Here is a 24,009-nt window from a genome sequence, read left to right as displayed (position 1 = left end):
TCTTTATCTAGCTTTATAACTAAAACATCTTTGGAGCCATAACCTTTTCTAGAGTTCTGAACGTTGCCTGCTACAAAGAATCCTAAATCTGTACTTTGAATTACAGATTTTGCTTCTTCATCTGAAGAAGACCCCAGTGTTTTTTGCCAAAGTTCATCTCCAAATTCATTTAATCTTATAAGCCATATATCTGATCCTCCTTTGGAATCTTCTTTTTTATCTAAACCTTTTCCGGAATAAGAAGTGCCGGCAACAAGAAATCCTCCTTCCTGGGTAGCCACAGAAGCTGACAGGTAATCATGATTCTGTCCTGAAAAGTATTTTTCCCAGATTTCTTCTCCCTGCTGGTTTAATTTGATTAAATGGAAATCGTAGCCACCATTCTGCTTACTGCCTTCTGCCTGAAGCTTACTGCTCTGAATACTGCTTCCTGTAATTAAATATTGACCGTCAATGGTTGTCGTGATCTGGCTTAGAAAATCCTGGGTATTGGATTTGATATCTTTCTGCCACAATACTTCCTGGGCAGACAGACCCAGAACTGTGCATAGAATATATGCACCAGAGTAAATTTTCTTCATCTTGTGTATTTAGTTAATCTTAGTTTTAATAATTTTGGGCAAATTTAACATTTTTTAACACAAACACAAATCTCATTACAGAGATTTAACATAGATCATGTCATTGTCAGTGTTTTTTATAATAATTTTAAATCATTTAATTAGGTAAAGGTATTGACGGAAAGCGACAAAACCTGTCGTATTAAATGATAGATATGAAATTAGAAGTATAATGTAATAGTTAAGACAGTCATCCCATACTACCTCTTTAAATAAAAAAGAGTTACCGGATTCAGTAACTCTTTTTATTTATTTCAATTGCTTTAAAAAATATTTAGATTGTAATCAAACTATTTACTTTCTTTCTTCATCTTCAATGCTCGCTGATAGAAAGACTGCTCAGCTATTTTTTCTTCCGCTTCATTAATGGCTGCCAGAAGATTATTCTTATTATCTGCTATTTCACCAAGTACTTTTGACACCAGTTCCCAAACCGGCTGCATCTTCTCAACCAGTTCAATACCTTTCGGAGATAGTATAATCAGTCTTCTGCGCTCATCCTGTTTGTCTTTTTTGGATTGAATAAGCTTTTGTTTCTCCAGTTCTTTCAATAAGCTTATGGTAGATGGATGAGTATACCCTATTTCATTGGCAATTTCCACAACACTCAGCATTTTTTTATGATGAAGGGTAAAAATGACTGGAAACCACTTAGGTTCAAAATCAATATCAAAAGATTGATAGATCAAAGCTCCATCTTTTCTCAATTGTTCACTTAAACGCTGCAGCCTGGTAGATATAGCCAGGATGCCGGATTCGTCTATTATATTCATACCTTTTGATTTAAATTTAAACAGTAGAAAATATTATCGCTGTTCATCAATGGGAATCGGGCTGGCAGATCTTCTTTTTCAACCTGTAAAAAATGATTGCGTTCATAAAAACGCATGGCTGCCTTTAATATATTAACCGTTCCGAGATAAATCGCATCTATTCCATTTTCACGACAGAAAGATATTAAAACTTCCAGAAGTTCCTGTGCAATATTCAGTTCTTTTCCCCTGAATTCTTTTTTTACAAACATCTTTCTCACCGCTCCTGCCCTTTCATCAAATTTAACCAACGCTATGGAGCCTACCAACTCATTGTCTATAAAAGCGCCCCAGAAATTTCCGCCGGGTTCCATATAAAAGCTTTCAATCTCTTTTAGATCCGGCTGATCTTCTATCGTAATGGGCACATTAAATTCTTTTTGCTGGATGGTAAGAATTAAGTCAATCAGCTGATCCGAATAAGTATTATTTAATGGTTTAATGATGATATTCATATGCATTTTATTTATATATCAAAACTACGTAGTTTACTACATATATACAAAATGTTTTTTAGCTTTTATAAAAAATTTAACAATCCATATCCAATATCAGACAACAAAAAACGTATGCCATCTCTGACATACGTTATATTTTATATAGAATAAACTTCTATTTCCATCCACCGCCAAGAGCCTGGTAAAGCTCTACAGCAGCTTTCATTTTGCTGTATTCCGCATTGGAAATATTCAGTTCTGCGTTCAATGAATTCACACTTGCATTCAATACTTCAAGATAGTTGGCCATACCGTAGTTAACAAGTTCCTGAGAATACTCAACAGAATTCTTATAAGCATTGAGCTCTTTTTGTTTCAATTCAATAAAAGAATCCTGAACAGAAAATACACGGATCGCATCTGAAACCTCTTTTCCGGCTGTAAGCACCGTTTTTCTAAAATTCAGATAAGCCGTTTCCTGATTGGCCAGGCTTACTTCGTAATTGGTTTTGATCGCTCTCCTGTTTAGAATCGGTTGAGCCAAACCTCCCACTACACTTGCAAACAATGAATTTACACTGAACAAATGGTCAATATCAAGAGACTGGATTCCTCCGTTTCCTGTGATCTTTAAGGTAGGATAAAACTGGGCTTTTGCAGCATTCGTCAGCTCAAAAGTATTCATTAAATTATACTCTGCTCTCATTACATCAGGACGGTTGGCCAATAACTGGGCAGGATATCCTAACTTTAAATCAACGGGAACCTGCTGGCTTCTCAATGTCGATCTTTCAATGGTATGGGAAGGCTCTCCCATCAGCAAACTCATTGTATTTTCCAACAGCTGGATCTGAGTATCCATATCAATCAGTAAAGATTTGGCATTGAAAACCAATGCTTCACTCTGCTGAACCGCAACTTCCGTTACTGTTCCCGCAACTTTTAAAGCCTTAGTCGTTTCAAGGTTTTTTTCACGAACTGCAATTGTTTCCGTAATGATTCTTTTCTGGTCATCAAAAGTCAGCAATTGATAGTAAGCGGAGGCAATAGACGCAACCAGATCACTTTTAACAGCCTTGTGCGCTGCCACAGTTCCTAAATAAGTTGCCAACTGAGCTTTTTCCTGAGCCTTCAGTTTGCCCCAGAGATCAGCTTCCCAGCCTAAACTTGCTGTAATATCAAGCTGGTTAATATATCGTCTCTCTCCAAATAACTGTCCGGTCTGCGTATTTAAAGACTGAGTCTGGAAAGAATAGCCGGGACCTACCGTTAATGTCGGTTCATAGGCAGCCTTACTTTGTTTTAAATAAGCTTCCGCAGAATTGATGCTTTGCAGGGCAATCCTTATATCTAAATTATTATCCAAAGCCTTTGAAATATGCTTCTGAAGTATAGGATCTGTAAATATTTCTTTCCATGAAATATTCGCAATCGTTGTACTGTCGGAAGGCAGCATATCTGTACGGAAAAGCTTTTCGTCTACAACGTTTTTCGGTCTTTCGTACTCTTTTCTTGCCATACAGGAGGTAACGGCACCAAGAATGGCGACTGAAAAAGTGATTCCTTTTATGATGTTTAATAAACTCTTCATTTGTTTTAATTAGAAGTTAGAGTTCGGAATCAGAAGTGGTTTTAGATGTGAAAAACCAGCTTCCGATTCCTGAACCTTAATTTTATTCTGCTAAACTGATATCTTCTTTCTTAATAGGTTTAATTTTTTCCTGAAGTGTTTCAAAAATCACATACAGTACAGGAATTACAAATAATCCTAAAATAGTTCCTATCAATAGTCCGATTGCCGCACCCGTTGCAATAGATCTGTTCCCTACCGCACCGATTCCGCTTGCAAGAACCAACGGTAATAAACCGAAAATGAAAGCAAATGAAGTCATCAGAATTGGTCTTATCCTGGCTTTAGCCGCATTAATGGCAGACATGACAATGGTTTCCCCATGATGTCTTCGCTGGACCGCAAATTCAACAATAAGAATCGCATTTTTCGCCAGTAACCCAACGAGCATGATCAGGGCAATCTGAAAGTAAATATTGTTCTCTAAGCCCATAATTTTCTGTCCGAAATAAGCTCCCATTACCCCTAGAGGAAGAGAAATAACTACGATCAGCGGAAGGATATAACTTTCATACTGGGCAGAAAGAATAAAATAAACAAAGATCAAACTTAATCCGAAAATCAGAAGCGTTTGGGATCCTGAATTCAATTCTTCTCTGGTTAGTCCGGTAAATTCTACCGCATAATTCTGGTTCAGTGTTTCACTTGCTACCTGCTGTACAGCAGTAATAGCATCTCCGGAACTGTATCCTGCAGAGTTAGCTCCCGTTACTTTTACGGACGTAAACAGGTTATAACGGCTTACCGACTGAGGTCCATATGCTTTTTTCAACGTAACGAACTGTGAAATCGGAGACATAATTCCTGAACCGGTTCTTACATATAATTCATTCAGGTTTTCAATGTTTTTTCTGTTTTCAGGAAGTGCCTGTACCATTACTCTGAACTGTTTCCCGTATTTGGTAAAGTCAGCGGTATAGATCCCTCCGATGTAGCCCTGCATGGTGGCCAGGATATCACTTACGGAAACTCCAAGCTGCTTGGTCAGAGGAACATTGATCTCCATCTGGTACTGAGGATATTTTGTGTTGAATGAAGTCTGGGCAAATTCTATTTCAGGTCTTTCCATCAGTTTCCCGATGAATTCATTGGTTTTGTTATCCAGATCTGCATACTCTCCTCCTGACTTATCCAAAAGTACCATCTCAAAACCGGCACTGTTACCAAAACCAGGTACACTTGGCGGCTGGAAAAATACCACTTTGGCATCGGGAACAGATCCTACAATTCCAAATAGCTTTTTGGTAATATCATCAGAAGTCTGGCCGTCTTTTTTCCTTTCTTCAAAAGGCTTCAGCTTAACAAAGGCAAGACCATTGTTACTTCCGTTTCCTGATAAGAATCCTCTACCGGTAGAAATCGTTACATTCTGTACTCCCGGAACTTTTAAAGCTTTGGCCTGAAGTGTTTTTAAAGCATTATACGTTCTTTCCATAGAAGCCCCCGGAGGAAGCTGAACATCTGTAAAGATAATTCCTCTGTCTTCTGTAGGTACAAAACCTTTTTTCATGGTACTGCTCGCCCAGAATAAAATACCTCCGGTCACCGCGAAGATGATTAGGGTTACCCATTTATGTCTCAGCAGGAATACAAATCCTCTTCCATAACGCTCAGTGGTTGTTTTGAAAGCAATATTGAATTTATAGAAGAATTTCTGAAGAAAATTAAGTTTGCTGTATTCTTTATGATGCTCTGCATGAGGCTTTAAAAATAGTGAACATAAAACCGGGCTCAGCGTCAGGGCGTTGATTGCAGAAATGATAATCGCTATAATCAAAGTAATTCCAAACTGCTGGTAGAATACTCCTGTAGGACCTGTAATGAATGTTACAGGAATAAATACAGCCGCCATTACCAAAGTAATAGAGATAATCGCTCCTGTGATCTCATCCATTGCTTCTACAGTTGCTCTTTTCGCATCGGAAATACCATGCTCCATCTTCGCATGGACAGCCTCGACGACGACGATGGCGTCATCCACCACAATACCAATCGCAAGTACCAATGCAAATAAAGTTAACAGGTTTAATGAGTATCCGAATAAATTCAGGAAGAAGAAAGCTCCCACAATAGATACCGGAACCGCAATGGCCGGAATCAGGGTAGATCTGAAGTCCTGAAGGAATATATATACAACAATAAATACAAGAATGAAGGCTTCGATCAGAGTATGTACTACCTTGTCGATAGAAGCTTCAAGGAATTCATTGGTGTCAAAGTTGAAGGTATATTTAATTCCCTGTGGAAAAGTTCCTTCCGCTGATTTCAGGTAAGTTTTAATGTTTTTAATGATCTCCTGGGCATTGGAACCCGGAGTCTGGAATATCCCCATACTGATGGACGGATTGTTTCCGTTTTCCCCGATTCCTGTGTAAGACTGGCCTGCCAGCTCTACTTTGGCTACATCTTTCAGCATTAAATTCTGTCCGTCACCAAGGGATTTGATGATAATGTTATCATACTGCTCCTTATCATTGAATTTACCTACATATTTGATGATATATTCAAAAGAACTTCCGCTGTTCTGTCCGATAGAACCTGCGGCTGCCTCTCTACTCTGTTCGTTGATGGCATTGGTAACATCCGTAGGTGTTATGCTGTAGGCTGCCATTTTTGCAGGATCCAGCCAGATTCTCATGGAGTAGTTCTTACCTCCGAAAACGTTGGCATCCCCTACACCGTTAATCCTTTTAAGATTCGGAATAATATTGATATTCAGGAAGTTCTGAAGGTATACATCATCCAGGTCTTTATTCTCCGAATAGAAAGACATATACATCAGGGCACTGGTCTGCTGCTTCTGGGTAACTACCCCTGAACGGGTTACTTCGGAAGGAAGAAGCGGCGTTGCTCTTGCTACACGGTTCTGTACGTTTACGGCTGCAATATCCGGGTCTATTCCCTGCTTAAAGAAAACCTGGATCTGGGCAGAACCGTCGTTTCCGGCACTGGAAGTAATATAGTCCATTCCTTCTACCCCGTTAATCTGTTCTTCAAGAGGTACTACAACACTTTTCATCACCGTTTCCGCATTGGCTCCGGTATAGTTTGCGGATACACTTACGGTAGGTGGCGCAATGTCCGGATACTGGGTAACCGGCAGCGATATCAATCCCAACACCCCGAGAATAACAATCAGAATTGATATTACGGTGGATAAAACCGGTCGGTTTATAAAATTTTTAATCATTTTAGAATTTCGGTTTTATTGATTGAACAAGGCTATCCATTTTTACAGGCTTCTTTTTAACGGCTGTTCCCGGCTTTAACCCTCCAATACCTGCTGCAACAATAACTTCTCCTTTGTTGACACCAGATTTTATAAGCGCAAGATTATCTATTCTGTCGATCACATTAACAACCACATTTTTAGCAGTATCCTTTTCTACTTTGTAAACGTAAACAATACCCTGCTGCTCGTAAGTTGCACTTTCCGGCACAACCAATACATTATCGTAATGTTGTGGGAATCTTATTGTTCCGCTGTTACCGTTACTCAATAATTTCTGAGCATTGGTAAAAGCTACTCTGAACTGTATGGTACCTGTTGTAGGATCAATCTGCCCGGTAATAGCCTCAATTCTTCCTTTTTCAGGATAAAGGCTTCCATTAGCCAGCTGAAGCTCTACCATCGGAAGGTTTTTGATCTTTTCAGGCATAGATGCTCCCGGAGATTTTTCAAGGAAATCAAAATATTCTTTTTCATTCATTGAGAAATAGGCGAAAATTTCAGAAGTATCAGAAATTGTTGTTAAGGCAGTCTGATCAGTAGGTCCCACCAAACTTCCTACTTTTAATGGAAGTCTTCCGATTACTCCTGAAATAGGAGCACGGATGATAGAATATTCGATATTGGCTTCTACTCCTTTATAATTGGCAACAGCCTGTCTTTTTGCCGCGGTAGCCTGCTGCAGCTGAGCCTGGGCCTGTGCCAGGTTGGCCTGAGCCGTCTGCAGCTGTACATTGCTGATGATGTTTTTCTGAACAAGAGGTTTCAGTTTGTTGACTTCCACCTGTGCTGCATTTACAGAGGCCTGTGCTGCTGCAATATTAGATTCTGCAGCCCCGATTCCGGCTTTGGAAGCGGCAGCATTTTCGGTCAGGATATTGGTTTCAAGACGGAACAGCGGCTGTCCTTTGGTAACATACTGCCCTTCGTCTACGAGCACCTGGGTAATATATCCCTGTATTTTTGCCCGGACATCATTGTTCACCCTTCCCTGGATGGTAGCCGGAAAGGTCTGATAGCCCACTATATTTTTTGACTCCACAGACACTACAGGGTAAGGTTTCGGACCATCCTGTTTTGGAGCTTCTTTTTTGCAGGCTGTCAGTGAAAGCGCTGCAATAGAAAGTATAACTAGCTTATTATTCATTTTAAAGTTTATTAAGAGATTCCTGAATATTTTCTATGTTTTTGTATAAAAGTGCTTTGTAAGCTTCTATTCGTTCGTTGTATTCGTTGTCCTGATTTTTTTTAAAGCTGTTCAGGTCATCGAGTAGTTTGAGTTCGTCTTTCATTTTCTGAACGATCTTTTCAAATCTGATTTTCTTGTACTCGTCATTGATGAAAAAATACCGTTTCCGTTCATCCATTTTGTTGTGATCGATGATGAGCTGTGCATTCAAGAGCAGTGAAATGCTTGTAGATACAGAGCTTTTACTCGCACAGAGTACTTCAACAAATTCATCAAAGGTAATTCCTACTTTTTCATAATCGAAAAGCAGGTAGGCATAAATCTTTGAAGCTAAAGGCGGTAGGTTGAAAACGGTGCCGTAAAATTTCACGGCATCCTGAAATATTTTTTCATCAATTTCTATACTTTGGTGCATAATATAAAAATTTTGACAAAAGTAGAAATTAGTTCAGAACTAAACGAACAAACATGATAGAGTTTATAAATACAGACTCTTTTAAAAATTCAATGATAGTTGATTTAACTTTTGCCTTAAATTATAATCTTCTCATAGGCCTTTCTCATTCCCCCCGCCAAAAGTACTTCACCACAATAGGAATAACCTTTGCTTTCAAGGATTTTCAGCATGGCCAGATTATCATAATTGGTATCTACTTTTATACTTTGAATTCCGTGAGATTTTGTAAAATCTTCAATATGGTCAAAAAGTTTTTTCACCAATCCTTGTCCTGCAAATTTTTCGTCAACGGCCACCCTATGGACAACAACAAATTCTCCGTCGCTCAGCCAGGCCCCTTCGATGGTACTGTAGGCTGGCTCATCATTTAAAATAAGGGCTGCATATACTGCAATTTCCCCATCAACAGTAAGAACATATCCAAAGCCTTTTGCAATATCGCTTTCCACGGTTCCCAAATTGGGATAACCATTCTGCCATTGCGTACTTCCGTCCTGCTTCCTTCTTTCGATGGACTGCTGGATTATTCCCCAAATAATATCCCTGTCCTCTATTTCTGCTTTTCTTAGTTGTGTCTCTGAATTCATTGTTGTGTGGATTGTTAAATTAAAAGATTAATTAGAGTGTGTATAATTCTCCTGTTTTTAAGTTTGGCTAAAGCTTATTGTGATCTATTATTCAAGCGGGCTGAAGCCTACCCCTATTGAATATCTAAGAATCTGTATTTTAATTCTTTAATCTTTTAATTTTTAATGATTATTTAATTGAACCAAAAAACCGAAAACTAATTAAAATTAATTTTCGGTTCGAAGTAGTAAAATTTAAAATTATGAAATTGTTTTATTGATTTTCGCTTTGCTGAAGATAAGCATCTATCACTTTAAATGCATTCTTCTCGTCTTCCAGTTTTACCATAATTTTCAACGACGTTGCGGTAGGCGTTGTCGTAAAGGTAAGATAACTGTTTTCGACGCTATTTGTAATTTGGGCATCATCCAATTTAGACTTTATTAGCTGGATTTCTGAAGGTTTATCACTTTCAAAAACCGATACTCTCGTACTTCTTTCCATATTCTATATCGTTTGAGTATCTAAATGTACAATGTTTTTTTTAAAATTACAAATCTTTGGTTTTAAATTTTATTAATATTATTTTCAATTTTATCCATAGCCAACTGAATTTCTTCTCTGGTAACATTCAGGTGGGGTCTGAAACGAAGTGACTGGTCCCCGCACGAAAGGATGATGAGTCCGTCTTTGAAAAGCTCGTTCATCAGGTGATTTCTCTGCTCCGTTGAAGGAAGGTCAATGGCGCACATCAACCCTCTTCCTCTTGCATTTGAGATCTTTTCAGGATATTTCTGAGCCAGCTCTTTTAGCTTTTCCAACAGATAGTCGCCTACCACTCTTGCATTTTCAACCAGGTTTTCTTTTTCGATTACTTCCATTACCAGCTGGAAACGAAGCATATCGATAAAGTTCCCTCCAAAGGTAGAATTGATTCTTGAGCTTTCTCTGAAAACGTTATTTGGAATCTGATCGAATTTTTCTTTATTGGCTAAAACTCCGCAAACCTGTGCTTTCTTACCGAAAGAAATGATATCCGGTTTAGCGGTAAAATGCTGGAATGCCCACATTTTTCCTGTGATGGCAATACCGGTCTGAACTTCATCAAAGATCAGTAAGATCTCATTCTGGTCGCACAGCTTTCTTAAGCCCATCAGGAATTCGTCTCTGAAATGATTGTCTCCTCCTTCTGCCTGGATAGGCTCAATGATGATACAAGCCACTTTATCAGGATTCATCAGAATAGCTTCTTCGATCTGTAACAAAGCAAGTCTCTCGTTTTTGATCGTTTCTTCTAAATTCTCTTCTGTAATTGGGAAATGTAACTTAGGGTTTAAGATTCTCGGCCATTCAAACATTGGGAAATACTGATATTTTCTTGGGTCGGAAGTATTGGTTAGGCTTAAAGTATAACCGCTTCTTCCGTGGAATGCCTGTCTGAAATGGATACAGATTCCGGCTTCTGTCTGAAGTCCTTTTTCAAAATTTTTGCGTGTTTTCCAGTCAAAGCATGCCTTCATTGCATTTTCAACGCCTAAAGTTCCCCCTTCAATAAAGAAAGCATACTGCAGTTCTTCAGGAATAACCACTCTTTCGAAAACTTCCAGAAAGTGGGCATATTCATCTGAATAGACGTCTGCCAAAGTAGGTTTGTTCACAGCCATTTTCCCCAGCCATTCGGATCTTTCTACCAGATAAGGGTGGTTGTAGCCTATAGAAGCGGATGCAAACATAGAGAACATATCGAGGTATTCTCTATCTGTAAGCTTATCATACAGCCATGATCCGTGGGATTTTTCAATATCCATCACAAAATCAAAGCCGTCTGCCAAAACGTGTCTTCCTACGGTTTCTTTTACTTTATTTACTTTTATATCAATTGTTTGTTCCATAATTAAAATAGTTGTGTGATCTAATAAATTGAATGGCTAAAAGCTTAAACATTCAGGTTATTAATTTTTGATTTTTTTTTTGACTTAAACCAAATTTTTACAAATCAAATTTAATCCCTTGTGCTAAAGGAAGTTGAGTTGTATAATTTATAGTATTGGTTTGTCTTCTCATGTAGTATTTCCAAACGTCTGATCCAGATTCTCTTCCGCCTCCGGTTTCTTTTTCACCACCGAAAGCACCTCCGATTTCAGCACCGGAAGTTCCGATGTTCACGTTCGCAATACCGCAGTCTGAACCTGCATGAGAAAGGAATAATTCTGCTTCTCTTAAGTTCTGGGTCATGATGGCAGATGACAATCCCTGTGGAACATCATTCTGAATAGCGATAGCCTCGTCTAATGTTTTATACTTGATCAAATAAAGAATAGGTGCGAAAGTTTCGTGCTGAACGATCTCGTAAGAGTTTTTAACTTCTGCAATACATGGTTTTACATAGCATCCGGATTCATAATCCTTTCCGCTTAAAACACCGCCTTCAACGATAAATTTACCTCCTTCTTTCTTACATTTTTTAATCGCTTCTTCATATTGGTTAACAGCGTCTACGTCAATAAGCGGTCCTACATGGTTGTTTTCATCTAACGGATTTCCTATTTTTAATTGTCCGTAAGCTTTTACCAGTCTGTTTTTCACTTCATTGTAAACGCTTTCATGGATGATTAATCTTCTTGTAGATGTACATCTTTGCCCGGCTGTTCCTACGGCTCCGAAAACGGCTCCGATGATAGACATATCGATATCGGCATCTTTAGAGATAATGATCGCATTATTTCCTCCCAATTCAAGGATGGATTTTCCGAATCTTTCCGCTACTTTGGAAGATACCATTCTTCCCACTCTTGTAGATCCCGTGAAGGATACTAACGAAACTCTCTTGTCATCAACCAGTTTCTGCCCGATTTCATGATCAGCAACCAATACGCTTGAAATACCTTCAGCAAGATTGTTCTCCTTTAATACTTCAGCCATAATGTTCTGACATGCAATGGCACACAATGGTGTTTTTTCGGATGGCTTCCAGATGGTAACATTCCCGCAGATCCATGCTAAAGCGGTATTCCATGCCCAAACGGCAACAGGAAAATTAAAAGCGGTAATAATTCCGACTACACCAAGCGGATGGTACTGCTCATACATTCTGTGACCAGGTCTTTCCGAGTGCATCGTATAACCGTGAAGCTGTCTTGAAACTCCTACAGCGAAATCACAGATATCAATCATTTCCTGAACTTCTCCAAGGCCTTCCTGAAGAGATTTACCCATTTCATAAGAAACCAGTTTTCCAAGGTCATCTTTATATTCTCTTAATTTCTGACCTAACTGTCTAACGATCTCCCCTCTTTTAGGTGCAGGGATAGATCTGAATTCCTGAAACGCCTTCTGGGCCGTCTCTATTACTTTGTCATAATCACTTTCTCCGGAAGTCTTTATTTTAGCGATTAACTTGCCATCTACAGGAGAAAAACTTTCTATTGTTTTCCCCGAAGCAAAATATTTTCCGCCCACTGAAGTCCCCTTATTTTCTTCTTTAATACCAAGGTTTTTGAGTGTTTTTTCGATTCCGAAATCCTTTACTTTTTTAGACATAAAATGTTTACTTTTCGTTTCCTCTAAAGATAGAAATATTATGCGAACCTCAAAATTTTAATTTTTAACATCCTTTTTATTTGGACTAATTACAAACATGTTTATCTTTGTAAGGTAATCTTTTGACATTGAGATATGGAAAATTCACAGGAAAACAACAATTCGAAGTTCAAGAAGTGGTTCAAGCGTGTAGGATGGGCAGGATTTGCTTTTTTCACGATCAAAGGCCTGATCTGGCTCGTCATATTCTACTTTGGAGCAGATACGCTTCAAAGTTGTATAAAATAAAAAAGCAGAGAAGTTTCTCTGCTTTTCTTTTTAATAAGGTTAATTGAATGGACTGCCCTGTAGAGGCAGATGAAATGCAAAATATTTTTAAATTCGTTCCATCAACTGCTTTTACATTCTGTTTATTCTTCTTCGTCTTTCTTTTTCCTCCCTGAATTAACCAAGCTTTGGTGCAACAGATACTCGATCTGTCCGTTTACACTCCTGAACTCGTCATTGGCCCACTTCTCCACCAGCTTATAGGTAGATTCGTCGATTCTTATGACGAAGGATTTCTTGCCTTTAGTTTCAGAGGGTTTTGAAGCTTTTTCCGATTTCATTTTTTCTCTTTGCAGATTAGTAATACTCTTGGAACAGAAGACATAAAGGCTTTTGCTTAAAGTCTGCCATAAAAATCCAAGCGTTCATTCTTCATTCTTGCTTTTGACTCTTAATTATAAAGGGTTCCTGCATTTAAAATGGGCTGTGCTGCTTTTTCACCGCAAAGTACAACCATTAAATTGCTTACCATAGCTGCTTTTCTTTCATCATCAAGCTCTACGATATTTTCTTCCGAAAGTTTTTTCAATGCCAAATCTACCATTCCAACAGCTCCTTCCACGATCTTGGTTCTGGCTGCAACAATAGCTGTTGCCTGCTGTCTCTGAAGCATAGCTCCTGCAATTTCCGATGCATAAGCCAGGTGGGAAATTCTCGCTTCCTGAATCATAATTCCCGCTTTTGAAAGACGGTCGGTAAGCTCCTGCTCCAAAATGGAGTTAATCTTATCACCTCCTTCTCTTAAAGTGATCGGTGCATGGTCATCTTCTAAATTGTCATACGGAAAACTCATGGCCAAATGACGTACTGCAGCTTCACTCTGCATTCTTACAAAGTCTGAATAACGCTCAACATCAAAAGCAGCTTTGTAAGTATCTCCTACCTTCCAAACGATTACCACTGCAATTTCAATCGGGTTCCCCATTTTGTCATTTACTTTCAGCGTCTGCCCTTGAAGGTTTTCCGAACGTAGTGACATTTTCTGTGATGAATACAGAGGGTTGATGAAAAATAACCCGTTATCCTTTACCGTTCCCACATACTTACCAAAGAAATTCAGTACTCTTGAGTGATTGGGCTGAATAATCATCAGACCCTTCAGAAAAAAACAGAATAACAGAAAGCACAGCATGGCAAGAATGACGAACGTAATGCTTTGCTCCACTCCGGAAATAAAAAAATAAACGGCACCGGCAAATAAAACCAGGCAGAATACCAATGCCAAATAGCCTGACATGGGCTTTAAAACTTTTTCCATGATTGTAATTTTAATTTGATATTATTTTGATATCATAAAGGTATGAATAAGTTTTTGAATTTAGAATCATTGTTGAAGAATTTTTTTCGGGGTGTGGGATGCAAGGTTCGGGGTTTCGAGTTACGAGTTTCATGATCCGGGGCGAAAAATATTAGTGATCAATTAAATTTTGATCCAGCTATTACCTTAATTAATATTATTTATAACCCGGAACATTTATCCTTTATATACAAACCCGAACCCCGCAGCTCGTAACCCGTGACACATAACCAAACCCCGAAACACTCACAAAAAAAATCCCGGAATAAAATTCCAGGATTTCAATTGTTATGTTTTTAATCTATTTCTTCGTTAAAGCTTTAAACTTAATGTAAGAAGCAGCAGATAAAAGTAGCATTGTGCTTAACCCGATATATACCCAGGCCGGAACCGGGACAGGATCTCCTGCTGCGTATGAGTGAAGTCCGCTCAGGTAGTAATTTACTCCAAAGTACGTCATTACCATTGAACAGAAGGCAAACATCGTTGCAACGTGGAACGCCCATCTGCTTCTCAATCCGGGAACCAGTCTCATATGTAATACGAATGCATATACCATAATGGAAATGAAGGCCCATGTTTCTTTCGGGTCCCAGCTCCAGTATCTTCCCCATGATTCATTGGCCCAGATACCACCTAAGAAATTTCCTACCGTTAAGGCAAAAAGACCGATCGTCAGTGACATTTCAGATACAATGACCAACTCTTTTAATGTAGTGTCGTGATGAAGCTTGTAAGTGTCTTTATTGGCGATAATATAAAATACCAAAGAGATGACAGCAATAATCATGGACAGGGCAAAGAAACCGTAACTTGAGGTAATAATTGCTACGTGAACAATCAGCCAGTAAGATTTCAATACCGGAACAAGCGGTGTAATCTGCGGATCAAGTGCTGAGCCTCCGTGGGCAAATCCCATCATAATAACCGCCACCATAAAACCGGCTGCAGGAATAAGAGCATTCGCATTTCTATAAAGGATCAACCCGGCTGTAATACCAACCCAGGAGATAAAAATGATCGCTTCATATCCGTTACTCCAAGGAGCATGTCCGGAAATATACCATCTAGCCACAAGGCCTAAGAAGTGGCATAAATATCCCACTATTCCTACAGCAATAATGACTTTGATTATTTTATTTAAACTCTTTTTAGTCTTGAACAGCTCTACAAATCCCAGGATCAGAAGAAGTCCTCCGATGATGGTATAGAAAATCAATAGTTTGAAGTTGATGTTCACTTTATTCATGAAAACTTCAAGATCTACTTTAGATTTTGCAGGAACTACTGCTTTACCCCATTTCTGCTGGTATTCTGACAGTTTTGCCAGTTCAGCATCGGCTTTAGTCCAGTTTCCTGTTTTTTGTGCAGTAAGAGCTTCTGCAAAATAAGGGCCCATTACCTGCTGAGATTCCATATCTGGTTCAAATTTCTGATCCAGCCAGGAATGCCATGTGTGGTTAGCATCGTTTTTTACCGGAACTATTCTCATAAACTGACCGCTGAAAAACTCGTTGAAGATCTGTACCCTTTCGTTTACAGCAATTACTTCCTTGTCATAGTTGGTCTGCTCAGCCGGTTTTTTACGGAATGCCGTGTTGTAATCATGTTCCAGGATATAGGTAAGGTTACCGTTTGCGTCTGCCGGGAAAAGGTTCATTAATGAGGTATAACCATCTTCATCAGCCTTTGTTTTGTTCTTTAGCTCATCACCTCCTTTAGTTCCCACTTTAATGATCGGAACCATCGTCCAGCTTGGCGTATCCGTATTGATGGAAAGAAACCACTGGTTAGCTGTAAGAGATTTTCCGTCTGTTCCTTTAAACTCGTCTTTTTTGTATAATTTTCTTAAAATATCTAATGCTTCCGTGTTAATAGGAACAATTCTTCCTTCAAAATTCTGCACCAAAAGATATCCGAACTTGTCAGCATGCTCTTTGTTGATTTTATTTCTTGAAATAATTTCATCTGGAGTAATCGATCTCATTTTACTCATCGGGGTTGCCAATGAATTCTGCTTAGGGGAAGCACCATCAAGCGGCTGTGCAGAAGGAGTCGGAGCGTGAGAATGGTTGTCTCCTTCTACATGGATATGTTCCTTGCTTCCGTCTGTTGTACCATGAGTTTCTATTTTCTGTGCGTTTAAGCCTAAACTTAACAACAACAAAAATACTGTTGCCGCTTTCTTTTTATTAACGTCGGTCAGCATTTTATTTAATTTCCAGAAGTGGGTCCCTTTCCAGAAGAAGATGACAAACATTCCTAAGAATAAAAGTGCGTATCCTATGTAGGAAATAATGGTTCCCCAGAAATCATGGTTTACAGAAAGCACTGTTCCCATTCTGTCCGGATCAAAACTTGACTGGAAGAAACGGTATCCTTTATGGTTAAGAACGTGGTTCATATAAATTTTATAAGGTGTTTCTTTGCCTTCATCGATAATCTTCACATGGCTTTCATAAGCACTTGGCGATGAACTTCCCGGGTAGGTTTCCATCACGAAATCATCAAGCTTTAATGCAAAAGGCGTATTATAAACTTTAGGTCCGAAACCTACCATAATATTCAGTCCGTCCATAGTGATCTGCTTGAATGCATTCGGATTACCTTTTTCAACGGAAAGATCTACCATTTGCTTTGTTTTTGGGCCCTGAAGTTCTATTCTCAGTACATCCGGCACCATGGCATCTTTCTTTTTATCACCTTCAAATGCCATTAGTCTTCCTTTTTTAAGACCTTCAGGAACAACCAGTTTCAATTCGTTGATGGTGTATAAACTTCTCAATGCCAGAGGCTTGAATTCATCTTTTTTGGTGCTTCCGGTAGCCTGTGTTGCCATCGTCATAAAAGCTGCATCAACCGGGGTTTTAATGAATAGTTGTCCACCTTCTTTTTTGAATTCCACAGCACCGTCAATCGCTCTGTTGAACGTTACTAAAGTCCCGTTGATCGATTTTGTTTCTCCCGGTTTGATATAGATATTCTGTCTTCCGGTATTTCCTGTAGACACCAGGTGAAGGTATTCCGAACCATTGGGTTCAGCAATTAAGCTGTCTTTTTTTCTCTGGATATAATCTTTGGCAAATACTTTTACTTCTTTTCCGTGGAAGTCATACGTAGCATTAAAGTCCTTGTGTAAAGGCGACATCAGATAAGGAACATCCTGATAATTAAGAACATCGCCTTTTTCCTCGATCTGAATTTTAAAGAAATTCTTATCCGTTACGATCTCGTTGGAAGTTTCACCTTCCCGGATATGCATTGTCCCTTCAAAGCTGATGTAGCGGGTAATGGCCCCTCCTATAAAAATAAGGATAAAAGCAAGGTGAAATACCAGTACCGGCCATTTTTCCCTTTTCCAAAGTCTATATCTTCCGATATTTCCTATGAAGTTGAGAATGAGCAGAACCATGATGAGTTCAAACCATTTTGCTTCATAAATTAACGCCTTGGCTGTAGGAGTTCCGTAGTCGTTTTCTAAGAACGTTGCATAGGCCATCGCAAATGCATACACCAGTAACAGCACAGCCATTGTCCTGGTTGAGATAAGAATATCTTGGAGCTTCTTCATGATTTATTTTACTTGACATGCAAAAATAAGGATGATAAACCACAAAGAGGCTAAAAAAAGCTGTTTTTTGTCACTTTGAAGGCGATTTTAGTTATTTTGAACCATTCTTAATAACATAAAAACAATTAACAAAAATTCAAATTGTAATACCCTGAAATTTCAGATATATTATTCCGATCTGTGTGATTGAAATAGTCTATTCCTACCCAACTCACCCGAGATAATCAACCGGCTGCTTTTCCATATATCTTCAAGGAAGTTATCTTAAATGGATTTTAAAGAAATAATCTAAGATATTTTTAAACTTTTTTTCATCTTTTTCAAATTTTAAAGTTTTATGGAATAAAATTAGTTGAAGAATAAATGCGGCGTCCGGATCAACTTAAAAGTGCCTGCCGCATGGCATTTTAATGAAAAAAAATATCTTAAAAACGAAGTATAATTTTAAAAAATAACCTTAAATTACGCTATCTTTTTGAACAAAAAAAGATTCTATTAATGTTGAAAAAACATTAAATTTGCCCACATTGATATTATGGATAAAAAGACACAGACAAAACCAGCTGAATCGCCTGACAAAGGCAAAATCTTATCTAAGCCACGTATATTTTTCGGGCTTACCTTCATTCTTTTTTCTGTCGTTCTGGCATTTTCTTTCATCTCTTATCTGATGAACTGGAAAGCGGACCAGAGCCAGGCAGGGACAATGACAGATAAAACTATAAAATCTTCAAATATATTCGGAAAGGTTGGCGACTGGCTGGGAAATATTTTTATATTCGAAAGCATAGGAATCGCATCGTTCATTATTGCATTCCTGTTTTTGGTTGTGGGAACTCTGATTCTTAAAAAAAGAACCTTTAAACCATGGAAAACTATTGGCCATTCTTTGTTTTTCATCTGCTGGCTTCCTATTTTTATGGGAGCAGTAACGAAAGGCCAAGGTGTATTGGGAGGGGTATATGGATACCAGATCATGGATTACCTGAATGCTATCATTGGACCTGTAGGTCTTTGGGTGGTATTGGCTGCAAGCATACTTTTATATTTCATTCTTGAATTTAATCTTCGGCCGAGCTCTATTAAATCCAAACTTGACAAGATTAATGACAATACCATCGGCAGAGTAAAATCTATGATGCCAAGCTCAGAGGAAAACTTTGAAGCCGATACGGAACTTGAGGAGGCTGCTGAAGAAGCAGGTCTTAATGTTACCGTTACAGATCTTTCAGAAAAGCCAAAAGCTAAACAACAGGAACCGGTAAATGTACCAAAAGGGTTTCCAGAAGTTCAGCCTACAGCAGACATAGAAACGATTGTAACCCCCAACCATACTTCTTTTGAAGAGGAGGAAAAACCGATCAGCCTAAACCTGAATACAAAACCGACAGTACCTACTTCAACTCCGGAGCAGGCATTTGATATGGCGCCTGTCAGCCCGGCAATTTCCCCTGTTCCTCCGGTAACACCTTCTGCGAATCAGGATAATATTAAATTCAATGTAGAAGTAGCCCCGGTAATAGATGTTCTGGATGATTCAGACAGAAAATCCCAGGAACTTGTAGAAAAGCACGGACTGTATGATCATAAGCTTGATCTTGCAGGTTTCCAGATGCCAACTGTGGAATTGCTTAAAGACTATGGCAGCGAGGAAATTTCCATTAATAAGGAAGAATTAGAAGAAAATAAAAATAAGATTGTAGGGCTTTTAAAAAACTTCAATGTTGGGATCTCCGAGATCAAAGCTACCATCGGCCCTACCGTTACTTTATATGAAATAGTTCCGGAAGCAGGGATCAGAGTGTCTGCCATTAAAAAGCTGCAGGATGATATTGCCTTGAATCTTTCCGCTTTAGGCATCAGGATTATTGCACCAATGCCCGGAAAAGGAACTATCGGAATTGAAGTTCCGAGAAAAAATCCTACCATGGTTTCTATGCGTTCGGTAATCGCCTCGCACAAGTTCCAGAATACGGATATGGATCTTCCTGTCGTATTCGGAAAAACTATTTCCAACGAAGTATTCATGGCCGACCTTGCCAAAATGCCTCACTTACTGATGGCAGGCGCTACCGGTCAGGGTAAATCCGTAGGGATTAACGCAATTCTGACTTCTCTTCTTTATAAAAAACACCCGAGCGAACTGAAATTCGTGATGGTAGACCCTAAAAAGGTAGAGCTCTCATTATATTCAAAAATTGAAAGACATTATCTGGCTAAACTTCCGGATGCTGATGAAGCCATCATTACAGATACCAATAAAGTAATCAACACCCTGAACTCTCTTTGTGTAGAGATGGATACCAGATATGACCTGCTTAAAAATGCATTCTGTAAAAACTTAAAGGAATACAACAAAAAGTTTTCAGAAAGAAAGCTGAATCCTGAAAACGGACACCGTTTTCTTCCTTATATCGTATTGGTGGTAGATGAATTTGCTGACCTTATCATGACAGCAGGAAAAGAAGTGGAACTTCCTATCGCCAGACTGGCACAGCTTGCAAGAGCCGTGGGAATTCACCTGATCGTTGCCACCCAGAGACCTTCTGTAAATGTAATTACAGGTATGATCAAGGCTAACTTCCCTGCAAGAGCTGCATTCAGAGTAATTTCAAGTGTGGATTCAAGAACAATTCTCGACTCTCCGGGGGCAGACCAGCTGATCGGAAAAGGAGATATGCTTTATTTTAACGGAAATGAGATCTTGAGACTTCAGTGTGCTTTCGTAGATACACCTGAGGTGGAAAGACTCGCTGAATATATTGGTGAGCAGAAAGGTTATTCATCTGCATTCCTTCTTCCGGAATTTGTTTCTGAAGATTCTTCAAGCACAGTAGGTGCTTTCGATCCAAATGAAAAAGATGCCTTATTTGAAGAGGCAGCAAGAATCATTGTTTCTACCCAGCAGGGATCTACTTCTATGCTTCAGAGACAGCTTAAGCTGGGCTACAACAGAGCAGGAAGGATTATGGACCAGCTTGAAGCTACCGGTATTGTGGGAGGATTCAACGGGGCAAAAGCCAGAGAGGTCATTATCAGTGATCTTCATTCTTTGGAACAGTTTTTGGAAGATTTGCGTAATTAAAGGAAAAGTGCTTTATAAAATAAACCTTGAAGCACTGGAATGTTTAAAGTTTATTAAATAAAAAATGAAAAATACTATTTCAAAAATCATAGTCGGAAGTTTCGTAATTGGTGCTGTAGGATTCGCAGATGCACAGAAGATTGATGCCAAAGCTAAAAAGATTCTGGATGATATCACCGCCAACTATAATTCTAAAAAGAATTCTTATTTCAAATTTTCCTTCGGAACCGGAGTGAACGGACAGGTGACCAAAACAGAGCCGGGAATCTATTACTCTGCCGGAGATAAATATAAGCTGAAGATCATGGATACGGAACAGATCTTTGACGGAAATAAAATCTACAATATCAATGCGGATGATATGGAAGTGACCATTGCAAAACCAAACGGCAGCAGCAGCATGTTCTCCCCTATCAACTATCTTAGTACATACAGAAACGACTATAATGTTACCTACAACGGTAAAAAAAATGTAAACGGAGTAAATGCAGACTTCATTAAACTGACTCCAATCAAATCCAATGGAATCCAGTATGTATACCTTTTTGTAGATTCTGCGAAAAAACAGATGGTAAAGCTTGAACAGCACGGAAGCAACAAAGATGTTGCAGTGATTGCCATTAAAGAATATAAGGAAAACCAAACCCTGGATCCTAATATGTTTGTTTTTGATAAGAATAAATTCAAGAATTACATCATCACGGAATTATAAAGAGTGAAAAGCTAAAAGGGCAAAGAAAGCGAATAAGCCAATCCACAATTTTGCCTTTTAACTTTTTTGTTATTAAGTAAAAAAATTACACGGGCCACAAGTAAACTTTGTGGCTTTTTGATTAATTTTGGCCCATGTTAAAAATACTAGACCGATATATCATAAAAACCTTCTTTGGACCGTTTTTCTTTATATTCAGCGTTTTGTTTTTCATTTTTATTGTAAACATTATCTGGGTTCAGCTGGGGCAGTTCATGGGAAAAGGATTAAGCTACTGGCAGATCCTCAAACTTCTCTTCTATCTCGGAGTGAGTGTTATCAGCCTTGTGCTTCCACTTACCATCCTCCTGGCGAGCATTATGTCCTTCGGTGAATTTGGGGAACGGTACGAACTTGCTGCAATGAAAGCCGCCGGAATTTCCCTGACCAGGGTAATGGCTCCTTTGATGGGTGTGGCAACAGTGCTGGCAGTCCTGCTCTTTCTTTTCTCCAATAATATCATTCCCGATTTTCAGAAAAAGGCAAAAAATATGCTTTTCAATATTGCACAAACCAAGCCTGCCCTGAATTTCACACCCGGCCAGTTTATAGACCAGCTTCCGGGATATATGGTGAAATTTGATAAGATTTATGGTGAGAACGGTGAAAACATTGAAGGGGTTTTTGTCCACAGAAAAGCAAGCACCTATGAAAACCAGCAGTCTATTGTAGCTGAAAAGGGTAAATTTGTTCCCGCAGCCAATAAAAACTTTCTGAAGCTGGAGCTTTATAACGGCTACATATTTGAAGACAACTTTGCAGGAAAAGGTGAAAATGTAAGGCTGAAGCAGCCGGATCAGGCCATTAAATTTGATACTTTAGTCTCGCATTTTGACATTAGTGAAGTCATTAATAAAGCTATTGAAAAGGAACAGATCACGGACGATTACCGTTTTCAGACCTATGGCCAGCTTAATGAAACAGTTGCCAAAAACAAAAAAGAGAATGCCGCCTATTTTGAGAATATCAGCGCTGATGTTCTGAGCCAGACCAATTCAGTGATCAGCTATATGGACAAAAACAAATCCAAAGCAGTTGCCAAACAGCAGATCAAGCTTGATACGGTAAAACAGGATAAAAAGCTTGAAATGATCTATAATGCCTACAACAGATTGGACAATCTGAAAACTACAGCGTCAGGAAAGAAAAATGAATTCGGCTCCAATATCAAATACTTCAGTAAGGTTGTGATTTACCAGCAGAGAATTATTTCCTATTCTGTAACGTGTATTATCTTCTTCCTGATCGGGGCTAGCCTGGGTTCCATTATCCGGAAAGGAGGTATGGGACTTCCCGTGATCATTGCAATCATTATTTTCATTATTTTCTATGTGATGAATCTGGGTATTGAGAATATTTCATGGGGAGGAGGAATGAGTCCTTATCTGGCGGCATGGCTTCCTAATCTTATTCTCTTGCCTTTCGGAGTTTGGATGACCTATAAAGCACTTACCGATTCACAGCTGTTTGATGCAGAAAAGTATAAAGCACTGTTCAAACCTATTACCAGGAGGTTCTCTAAAAACAAAGAGCATAAGAGATATCAATAAAATTAAAAGATTAAAAAATTTAATCATTACAATATACAGGCCCGGAATTTCCGGGCCTTTTTTATTTGGATTGGTTGTGGTATCTTATTTCATTTGCAGTAAAGGATAAAAAGCTATATTTACAAAAAATGTTAAAAACTATAATAATTATGAAGAAAGCATTACTATTGGGAATGTTTACATTGGTTTCTTTCAACGCCTATGCACAGGAAGACAATACGGATTACGAATTGAGGACGGATGAAAAATACGGCTATATTGTTGATAAATCAGGAAAAAAGACGGAAGGAATCGTAAGACTGAACGGAGATGCCATGAACCCGTGGAATAATCAGAAAAAAGTAAAGTTTATTGCTGTTTCAGATATTGATAAGTCTAAGAAGAAACAGAAATTTAAAACCCTGGATTCAGACGACATTAAAGAATATGTGGCTTTTGATGAAAACAACAATGAAAGGCATTTTGAAATGATTAAGTACACCAATACCAAAGAAGGCTTCAATACAGCAACAGGCGGTTTAAGTGGCAATATCAAAGCTTTCAACAACCTTACCAAAAGCACCCAGTTTGCAGAAGTGGTAAAAGACGGTAAAATCAAGGTGTATAAATTATATGGTTACCCTACTACATTCTCTGCCGGAGGTCAGATTGCTGTAGCAGAAAAGGAAACCGAAAGAATGAGAAATTCACCTTCCTACATCTATTCTAAAAAAGGAGGTAAAATAGAGGAACTTACTTTAGCCAAAGCTAAAATGATCATTGCTGACTGCAGCTATGCAAAAGGTAAACTGACAAGCGGTTCTTATGCTTCCCTTAAAAATGATGAAAAGAAAAGATCCGGTCTGGGAAAACTAATCAAAAGCCAGATTGACGACGTGATGTCCAATGTTCCGGAAATTGTTGAAGAAGTTATCACAGACTACAACGAGAACTGTAAATAAAAATAA

General features: G+C 38.7%; 18 protein-coding genes and 1 pseudogene. 5 read left to right on the top strand and 14 right to left on the bottom strand.

The window, feature by feature from the left end; genetic code table 11:
• The 11 genes and pseudogenes from ACM40_RS17225 to ACM40_RS17175 form a co-directional block, all read right to left on the bottom strand.
• Positions 1 to 581 (bottom strand): annotated as a pseudogene (locus ACM40_RS17225) (T9SS C-terminal target domain-containing protein); the annotation flags it as partial.
• 329 nt (positions 582 to 910) lie between these two features.
• The gene (locus tag ACM40_RS17220; protein WP_048504023.1) at positions 911 to 1,393 is read right to left on the bottom strand and encodes a MarR family winged helix-turn-helix transcriptional regulator; all 483 of its coding nucleotides are present in this window, start codon (positions 1,391 to 1,393) and stop codon (positions 911 to 913) included.
• Complete coding sequence (locus tag ACM40_RS17215; RefSeq protein ID WP_048504022.1) at positions 1,390 to 1,887, bottom strand: GNAT family N-acetyltransferase; 498 nt, start codon at positions 1,885 to 1,887, stop codon at positions 1,390 to 1,392. Before ACM40_RS17215 ends, ACM40_RS17220 begins: the two co-directional genes overlap by 4 nt.
• A gap of 157 nt (positions 1,888 to 2,044) precedes the next feature.
• Positions 2,045 to 3,460, bottom strand: coding sequence for a TolC family protein (locus ACM40_RS17210; protein WP_048504021.1), 1,416 nt, complete (start codon positions 3,458 to 3,460; stop codon positions 2,045 to 2,047).
• An 82-nt stretch (positions 3,461 to 3,542) separates the two neighbouring features.
• Positions 3,543 to 6,689, bottom strand: coding sequence for an efflux RND transporter permease subunit (locus ACM40_RS17205; protein WP_048504020.1), 3,147 nt, complete (start codon positions 6,687 to 6,689; stop codon positions 3,543 to 3,545).
• A gap of 1 nt (position 6,690) precedes the next feature.
• Complete coding sequence (locus ACM40_RS17200; RefSeq protein ID WP_048504019.1) at positions 6,691 to 7,875, bottom strand: efflux RND transporter periplasmic adaptor subunit; 1,185 nt, start codon at positions 7,873 to 7,875, stop codon at positions 6,691 to 6,693.
• A 1-nt stretch (position 7,876) separates the two neighbouring features.
• Complete coding sequence (locus ACM40_RS17195; RefSeq protein WP_040995310.1) at positions 7,877 to 8,332, bottom strand: transcriptional regulator; 456 nt, start codon at positions 8,330 to 8,332, stop codon at positions 7,877 to 7,879.
• 116 nt (positions 8,333 to 8,448) lie between these two features.
• Entirely contained in the window at positions 8,449 to 8,961 is a 513-nt protein-coding gene (locus ACM40_RS17190) for a GNAT family N-acetyltransferase (protein WP_048504018.1), read from the bottom strand.
• A 253-nt stretch (positions 8,962 to 9,214) separates the two neighbouring features.
• On the bottom strand, positions 9,215 to 9,445 hold the full coding sequence (locus ACM40_RS17185; protein WP_048504017.1) for a DUF2007 domain-containing protein: 231 nt from the start codon (positions 9,443 to 9,445) through the stop codon (positions 9,215 to 9,217).
• A gap of 62 nt (positions 9,446 to 9,507) precedes the next feature.
• Positions 9,508 to 10,833 (bottom strand): L-lysine 6-transaminase, encoded by a 1,326-nt coding sequence (lat, locus tag ACM40_RS17180; protein WP_048504016.1) that lies wholly within the window; start codon positions 10,831 to 10,833, stop codon positions 9,508 to 9,510.
• Positions 10,834 to 10,930: 97 nt separating this feature from the next.
• Positions 10,931 to 12,481 (bottom strand): aldehyde dehydrogenase family protein, encoded by a 1,551-nt coding sequence (locus ACM40_RS17175; RefSeq protein ID WP_048504015.1) that lies wholly within the window; start codon positions 12,479 to 12,481, stop codon positions 10,931 to 10,933.
• A gap of 135 nt (positions 12,482 to 12,616) precedes the next feature.
• Between ACM40_RS17175 and ACM40_RS20660 the strand changes: the two genes are divergently transcribed.
• The gene (locus ACM40_RS20660) at positions 12,617 to 12,769 is read left to right on the top strand and encodes a histidine kinase (RefSeq protein WP_040995320.1); all 153 of its coding nucleotides are present in this window, start codon (positions 12,617 to 12,619) and stop codon (positions 12,767 to 12,769) included.
• A 122-nt stretch (positions 12,770 to 12,891) separates the two neighbouring features.
• Here the strand turns inward: ACM40_RS20660 and ACM40_RS17165 are convergent, their stop codons facing one another.
• The 3 genes from ACM40_RS17165 to ccsA all read right to left on the bottom strand — a co-directional run bounded on the left by ACM40_RS17165 (position 12,892) and on the right by ccsA (position 17,676).
• Positions 12,892 to 13,089, bottom strand: a complete 198-nt coding sequence (locus tag ACM40_RS17165; protein WP_048504014.1) for a hypothetical protein — start codon at positions 13,087 to 13,089, stop codon at positions 12,892 to 12,894.
• A 110-nt stretch (positions 13,090 to 13,199) separates the two neighbouring features.
• On the bottom strand, positions 13,200 to 14,066 hold the full coding sequence (locus ACM40_RS17160; protein ID WP_048504013.1) for an SPFH domain-containing protein: 867 nt from the start codon (positions 14,064 to 14,066) through the stop codon (positions 13,200 to 13,202).
• A 340-nt stretch (positions 14,067 to 14,406) separates the two neighbouring features.
• Positions 14,407 to 17,676, bottom strand: a complete 3,270-nt coding sequence (gene ccsA / locus ACM40_RS17155) for a cytochrome c biogenesis protein CcsA (protein WP_048504012.1) — start codon at positions 17,674 to 17,676, stop codon at positions 14,407 to 14,409.
• Between the two features lie 535 nt (positions 17,677 to 18,211).
• Here ccsA and ACM40_RS17150 point away from each other — a divergent pair.
• From ACM40_RS17150 to ACM40_RS17135, 4 genes are all read left to right on the top strand, one after another.
• The gene (locus ACM40_RS17150; protein ID WP_048504011.1) at positions 18,212 to 20,761 is read left to right on the top strand and encodes an FtsK/SpoIIIE family DNA translocase; all 2,550 of its coding nucleotides are present in this window, start codon (positions 18,212 to 18,214) and stop codon (positions 20,759 to 20,761) included.
• Between the two features lie 64 nt (positions 20,762 to 20,825).
• Entirely contained in the window at positions 20,826 to 21,473 is a 648-nt protein-coding gene (locus tag ACM40_RS17145) for a LolA family protein (RefSeq protein ID WP_048504010.1), read from the top strand.
• A gap of 134 nt (positions 21,474 to 21,607) precedes the next feature.
• Positions 21,608 to 23,062, top strand: coding sequence for an LptF/LptG family permease (locus tag ACM40_RS17140; RefSeq protein WP_048504009.1), 1,455 nt, complete (start codon positions 21,608 to 21,610; stop codon positions 23,060 to 23,062).
• A 149-nt stretch (positions 23,063 to 23,211) separates the two neighbouring features.
• Positions 23,212 to 24,003 carry a hypothetical protein gene (locus ACM40_RS17135; RefSeq protein WP_131705385.1) on the top strand — a complete coding sequence of 264 codons (792 nt, stop codon included), beginning with the start codon at positions 23,212 to 23,214 and terminating at the stop codon, positions 24,001 to 24,003.
• The last annotated feature ends 6 nt before the right edge of the window (positions 24,004 to 24,009 follow it).

The sequence above is a fragment of the Chryseobacterium sp. BLS98 genome, from assembly GCF_001045445.1.
GTDB lineage: Bacteria > Bacteroidota > Bacteroidia > Flavobacteriales > Weeksellaceae > Chryseobacterium.
The sequence above is the reverse complement of the archived record's forward strand: the minus strand, read 5'-3'. Positions and strand labels throughout refer to the sequence as shown.

What these genes read in the sequence shown, in the direction of transcription:
- ACM40_RS17205 (WP_048504020.1), bottom strand. Translation starts at nt 6,689, where the DNA reads ATGATTAAAAATTTTATAAACCGACCGGTTTTATCCACCGTAATATCA.
- ACM40_RS17140 (WP_048504009.1), top strand. Translation starts at nt 21,608, where the DNA reads ATGTTAAAAATACTAGACCGATATATCATAAAAACCTTCTTTGGACCG.
- ACM40_RS17135 (WP_131705385.1), top strand. Translation starts at nt 23,212, where the DNA reads ATGAAGAAAGCATTACTATTGGGAATGTTTACATTGGTTTCTTTCAAC.
- ACM40_RS17160 (WP_048504013.1), bottom strand. Translation starts at nt 14,066, where the DNA reads ATGGAAAAAGTTTTAAAGCCCATGTCAGGCTATTTGGCATTGGTATTC.
- ACM40_RS17215 (WP_048504022.1), bottom strand. Translation starts at nt 1,887, where the DNA reads ATGAATATCATCATTAAACCATTAAATAATACTTATTCGGATCAGCTG.
- ACM40_RS17220 (WP_048504023.1), bottom strand. Translation starts at nt 1,393, where the DNA reads ATGAATATAATAGACGAATCCGGCATCCTGGCTATATCTACCAGGCTG.
- ccsA (WP_048504012.1), bottom strand. Translation starts at nt 17,676, where the DNA reads ATGAAGAAGCTCCAAGATATTCTTATCTCAACCAGGACAATGGCTGTG.
- ACM40_RS20660 (WP_040995320.1), top strand. Translation starts at nt 12,617, where the DNA reads ATGGAAAATTCACAGGAAAACAACAATTCGAAGTTCAAGAAGTGGTTC.
- ACM40_RS17145 (WP_048504010.1), top strand. Translation starts at nt 20,826, where the DNA reads ATGAAAAATACTATTTCAAAAATCATAGTCGGAAGTTTCGTAATTGGT.
- ACM40_RS17165 (WP_048504014.1), bottom strand. Translation starts at nt 13,089, where the DNA reads ATGAAATCGGAAAAAGCTTCAAAACCCTCTGAAACTAAAGGCAAGAAA.
- ACM40_RS17175 (WP_048504015.1), bottom strand. Translation starts at nt 12,481, where the DNA reads ATGTCTAAAAAAGTAAAGGATTTCGGAATCGAAAAAACACTCAAAAAC.
- ACM40_RS17200 (WP_048504019.1), bottom strand. Translation starts at nt 7,875, where the DNA reads ATGAATAATAAGCTAGTTATACTTTCTATTGCAGCGCTTTCACTGACA.
- ACM40_RS17150 (WP_048504011.1), top strand. Translation starts at nt 18,212, where the DNA reads ATGGATAAAAAGACACAGACAAAACCAGCTGAATCGCCTGACAAAGGC.
- ACM40_RS17185 (WP_048504017.1), bottom strand. Translation starts at nt 9,445, where the DNA reads ATGGAAAGAAGTACGAGAGTATCGGTTTTTGAAAGTGATAAACCTTCA.
- ACM40_RS17210 (WP_048504021.1), bottom strand. Translation starts at nt 3,460, where the DNA reads ATGAAGAGTTTATTAAACATCATAAAAGGAATCACTTTTTCAGTCGCC.
- ACM40_RS17195 (WP_040995310.1), bottom strand. Translation starts at nt 8,332, where the DNA reads ATGCACCAAAGTATAGAAATTGATGAAAAAATATTTCAGGATGCCGTG.
- lat (WP_048504016.1), bottom strand. Translation starts at nt 10,833, where the DNA reads ATGGAACAAACAATTGATATAAAAGTAAATAAAGTAAAAGAAACCGTA.
- ACM40_RS17190 (WP_048504018.1), bottom strand. Translation starts at nt 8,961, where the DNA reads ATGAATTCAGAGACACAACTAAGAAAAGCAGAAATAGAGGACAGGGAT.